Annotated in this window: 4 protein-coding genes; all 4 read left to right on the forward strand. The window is 41.3% G+C overall.

All coding sequences use genetic code 11. The annotated features are described in order from the left end of the window. Positions 1–251: 251 nt before the first annotated feature. Positions 252–710, forward strand: coding sequence for a class Ib ribonucleoside-diphosphate reductase assembly flavoprotein NrdI (gene nrdI / locus EKM89_RS13410; RefSeq protein ID WP_072533468.1), 459 nt, complete (start codon positions 252–254; stop codon positions 708–710). Between the two features lie 27 nt (positions 711–737). Continuing rightward, a complete protein-coding gene (gene nrdE, locus EKM89_RS13415) occupies positions 738–2,885 on the forward strand; it encodes a class 1b ribonucleoside-diphosphate reductase subunit alpha (RefSeq protein WP_164510602.1) in 2,148 nt (715 codons plus the stop codon). A 106-nt stretch (positions 2,886–2,991) separates the two neighbouring features. Further along, on the forward strand, positions 2,992–3,918 hold the full coding sequence (locus EKM89_RS13420; protein ID WP_010623241.1) for a ribonucleotide-diphosphate reductase subunit beta: 927 nt from the start codon (positions 2,992–2,994) through the stop codon (positions 3,916–3,918). A gap of 14 nt (positions 3,919–3,932) precedes the next feature. Next, positions 3,933–4,883 carry a class 1b ribonucleoside-diphosphate reductase subunit beta gene (gene nrdF / locus EKM89_RS13425; protein WP_020923860.1) on the forward strand — a complete coding sequence of 317 codons (951 nt, stop codon included), beginning with the start codon at positions 3,933–3,935 and terminating at the stop codon, positions 4,881–4,883. Positions 4,884–5,338 lie beyond the last annotated feature (455 nt).

The raw sequence follows: 5,338 nt of genomic DNA on the forward strand, positions 1-5,338 counted from the left end.
ATGGGGAATGCCTCCTGTGATGTTTTCTGTGGTTACTAAATATCATAAGGGAAGGCATTCCCTATTTCTATACAATTCAGAAATCTTTTATGCATTTACACAAGATATTTTACGCTCTTGAATCTTTATATTCAACACAATTTGTAGATCAATCAGATCGTCCACCAATTTGCATAGACACCATATATAGTGCTATAATGATCGCCTAACCACTATATATAGAAAAAGGACGATGATTAGTTACGGAAACCATAAATATTCTCTACATCAGTTTGAGTGGCAACACGAAATATTTTATTAGCAGACTGACAACATACTTTGAGAAAGAACGTCATGTTCGGGTTAGTTCAATTAATGTTAAAGAACACCCTGAATTCACCACTCTTGACCAGCCGTTTGTTACCTTCCTACCAGCCTTTCTTAAAGGTGGTAATGGGGTTAATGACGGTTATACTGAAATATTAACCACTATTTTGGGAGATTACCTCGCGTACGAAGGCAATTACCAGCATTGCTACGGTATTATCGGTAGTGGTAATCGTAATTTTAATAAGCAGTTTGCACTCACGGCTAAACAATATGCTAAACGCTTCGATTTTCCTTACATTACCGATTTTGAGCTACGTGGCACCGCACACGACATTCCTCGCATTGCCGATGCCATCTTAACCTATCGCAATCAATTTTGTTTTCAAACAACGAAGGAGTAATCCCTAATGGTAACTAGCACCCCAGAAATGGAAAATACCTATTTTTACTTAAATAACCTCGTAAATATCCCAAGCAACGGAGAAATTCCGCTACATTATGATCAAGAAGCCCTAAAGGCTTATTTCGAAGAGACAGTTAAACCGAAGACCAAGCAATTTGATTCGTTAAATGCCAAGTTAAATTACTTGGTTGACGAAGATTATATCGATCCAAGTATCCTGGAACAATACTCTCACAAGTTTGTGCAGTCCTTGTTCGACCAAATGAGAGACCATCACTTTCGTTTTCGCAGCTTTCTCGGTGCCTACAAGTTCTACACACAATATGCCATGAAAACTAATGATGGCCAGCAATTTTTGGAAGACTTTGTCGATCGCGTCGTCTTCAATGCCCTCTATCTCGCTAATGGTGATGAACAACTTGCCAATGACGTTGCCGATGAATTGATTTCACAACGTTATCAGCCTGCCACCCCCACGTTTCTCAACGCGGGTAAAAAACGGCGCGGTGAAATGGTATCATGTTTTTTAATCGATGTGGCCGACTCCATGCTCTCAATTGGACGCGGCGTTAATTCTGCCCTTCAACTATCTCGAATCGGTGGGGGCGTCGGCGTTAACCTGTCAAACTTGCGCGCCTCAGGTGATCCTATTAAGCAGATTTCCAACGCCTCGTCTGGCGTTGTACCAGTGATGAAGTTACTTGAAGACTCATTTAGCTACAGTAACCAACTTGGGCAACGGAACGGCGCCGGAGTGGTTTATCTCAACGTCTTCCATCCTGACATCTTACATTTTCTGGATACCAAAAAGGAAAATGCGGACGAAAAAATTCGGGTGAAGACCTTGTCCCTCGGTTTGATTGTTCCTGATAAATATTATGAATTACTCAAGACTAACGAACCAATGTATCTTTTTAGCCCCTATGATGTCGAACGTGAATATCGTACGCCATTTGCTTACATCGATATCACCAAAGAATATAACAACATGGTCGCTAACCCCAATATTAAGAAGTCAGTTTTTAACGCGCGGAAACTAGAACAAAAGATTTCTCAACTCCAACAAGAATCTGGTTATCCTTACATCTTGAACATTGATACGGCCAACCAAACTAACCCTGTCGATGGCAAAATTATTATGAGTAACCTTTGTAGTGAGATCTTACAGCCTCAAGAACCGTCAAAACTTGATGATGACCTATCGTACAAGACAATTGGCACCGATATTTCATGTAATCTCGGATCAACTAATATCATGAATATGATTGACTCGCCGGACTTCGGTCACTCAGTTGAGGTTGCTGTTCGTGCGCTCACCCTCGTAACTGACACAACCGACGTTAAGGAAGTACCGACTGTTAAACATGGTAACGAACTTTACCACACGATTGGATTAGGGGCTATGGGTCTGCATACTGCCCTTGCACGCCACCAAATTGAGTATGGCTCACCAGAGGCCCTTGAATTTACTGATGCCTACTTCCTAGCTTTAAACTACTATTCACTCGTTACGAGCAATCGAATTGCCCGTGAACGCCACGAAACCTTCGCTAAATTTGACCAATCAAAGTACGCTGATGGCAGTTACTTCGATCAATACTTGAACGCAGACTTTGAATTCAAGAGTACCAAAGTTGCAAAAATCTTCAAAAATATTAAATTACCATCTGTTACAGATTGGAAGGCACTCAAGCAAGCTGTGATTACTGGCGGCCTTTATCATCGTAATAGACTCGCTGTGGCACCGAACGGGTCAATTTCGTACGTCAATGAAACAAGTGCATCACTTCATCCAATCACACAATTAGTAGAACAACGTCAGGAAAATAAGGTAGGCTCAATCTTCTATCCAGCACCTTACCTGTCTAACGAAACTTTGCCTTACTACACACCCGCATATGATATTGATCAACGAAAAATTATTGACACCTATGCCGTAGCTCAAAAGCACATTGATCAAGGCATGAGTCTGACACTATTTATGCGTTCAGTTTTGAAACCTGACCTTTACGAGTGGAAGGACAATAACAATTTAAAGATGACAACCCGAGACCTTAACCGGTTACGGAATTACGCCTGGACAAAGGGCATTAAGTCACTTTATTACATTCGAACGTTTACAGAAGACGATGAAATTAAAACGGCAAATGAATGTGAATCATGCATGATCTAGGAAATTCACTTGGGGTCTTACCGTCCGTTTAACACACCGGCATACGTTATTGGGTCACAAGACCCATATACCCATGAATCCTAATTAAGGAGACGAACAAATAACGATGGACTATTTATACTACAAAGCAATTAACTGGGATGATATTAAAGATAATTTCGATAAATACATGTGGGAACGACTCACCACTAACTTTTGGTTGGACATTCGGATTCCCATCACGAATGATCAAACGGCTTGGCAACAGCTATCAGATACTCAACAACAGGCCATTACTCGTATGTTGGCAGGTACATCAATGTTAGCCGTCTACCAATCAGAAGTTGGCACCCCTGCTATTCGCCACGATCGGCGAACTCAACAAGAAGAATCCGTATTAAACACCATTACCTTTATGAAATCAGTCCATGCCAAAAGCTGTACGACCATTTTCCGGGCTCTGATTCCGGGTAACGGCGGTGAAAGTTTTACTTGGGCAGATGATAATGCCAATCTGCAAGCTGAAATTGACCAACTAGCCCAAATGAGCACTAGCGATATGGCCTTACAGAAAAAAGCCCTTTTTATTCTGACTGAAACTGGGCTCTCGTTTGGTAAATACTGGACAATACTTCAAACACAGGCTCTCGTCAATACTTACCAAATGTTGGCTAATATTCTCCGCGGTAGCGCCCTTTTTAGTGCTTATATTGGTTACAAATTTCGCCTCAGATTTGAAGAACTCACTGTAAGTGATCAAACCGAACTGCAGTATTGGATTAATACACAGTTTGATCAACTCATGCAAACTGAAAAAGACTTCTTAGAAGCTAACCTTGACGATGCCACCGAAGCCATCAATCTGGCCTCCTATGGTGCCAATCATGCATTAATGTCACTTGGCTTTAACGCTGTCTACGAAGTTCAACCGTCTTCACTAGTGGCGCAACTCAAAGAACTGATGATTGACCAAAATCAATTTTTGCAACAGGTAACGGCTGCAAACAATGAATCGGACACTGAAAAAATGACCGATGACGACTACGACTTTTAAGGAGTATTCAACTAATGAGCTATAAAACAATTAATTGGGACATCATCGAAGACGAACTTGACGAATATGTATGGGATAAAGCAACGGCACAATACTGGCTGGATACGCGAGTACCTGTTTCTAATGATTTACGGGACTGGCGGACACTCTCTGGCACCGAAAAATCGGTTATCAATCGGGTTGTGGGTGGATTAGCCTTGCTGGATACACTCCAATCTGAAGAAGGAGTCGACGTGATGCGGCCCGACGTTCGGACACGAAAAGAAGCAGCAGTCCTCAATGACTTTTTGATGATGGAGTCAATTCATGCCAAAAGCTACGGCACTATTTTGACATCTTTGAACGATCAAGCCACTGTTGACGAAGTATTCAAATGGATGAACAATAATCCCAGAATGCAATACAAAGCCAAACGGATCAATGATATTTATCAAACGGGAAACAACCTTGAAAAGAAAGTTGCAAGCGTCTTTCTTGAAGGAATTTTGTACTACACCAACTTTTTTACCCCACTTTGGTACCGTGGTAACAATAAGCTGGCAAATCTTTCTGAAGTTATCAAACTGGTGATCCGCGATGAATCTGTTCATGGTACCTACCTCGGCTACAAATTTCAATTGGGATATAACGAGCTATCGGCGACTGAACAAAAAACATTCAAAAAGTGGATGGATGAGTTGCTCGACGATCTCCTTGAGAACGAGTTTGCGTTCACCGAAGAAGTTTACGCGCCGATTGGGTTAGCGGAAGACGTTAAACAATTCGTTCACTACAACGCCAACAAGGCGCTCCAAAATATGGGCTTTGAATCCCGCTTCCCTAATGCTGAGATTAAAGATATCAACCCAATCGTAATGAACGGAATTTCAACCGAAACGGCCAATCATGATTTCTTTTCACAAGTTGGTGCTGGCTATCTAATGGGTAATGCTGAAGCTATGAGTAGCGGCGACTATGACTTCTAACATAGGCTTCTAGGCATAATTAAAATTAAAAAAAGGCTAATATCTACAGGAAATATTAAAGTAAAGCCCCCTGAGTTGTACTAGTCCCTGTCAAGTTGTCATTTGAAATAATATAAGTTTTGCTTTGCTTAAACGGCCTCATTCCAGTATTCCGCTGGGGTGAGGTCGTTTCTTGCTGGTGAACGATCTAGTTGATTAAAATAGTTGATGCCTTCTTCGACCAAGGCCACTAATTCTTTATAGGTAACTGGTTTAGCATGTCGATCAATCCAGCGCAATTTTAACTTGGATGTAAGCTGATTCCTGAGACAACTTTTAAGAGAGGGTATAATGAATAAATCGTCTCTCAAAAGGAAGGAATTTTTACATGCCAACTCATTACGACAAAGAATTCAAACAAAACATTATCAACCTATATAAGCAAGGCGAATCAGCTGCCCAACTGGCCAGAGAAT

Origin of the sequence: Levilactobacillus fujinensis, assembly GCF_003946335.1 — a bacterium.
GTDB lineage: Bacteria > Bacillota > Bacilli > Lactobacillales > Lactobacillaceae > Levilactobacillus > Levilactobacillus fujinensis.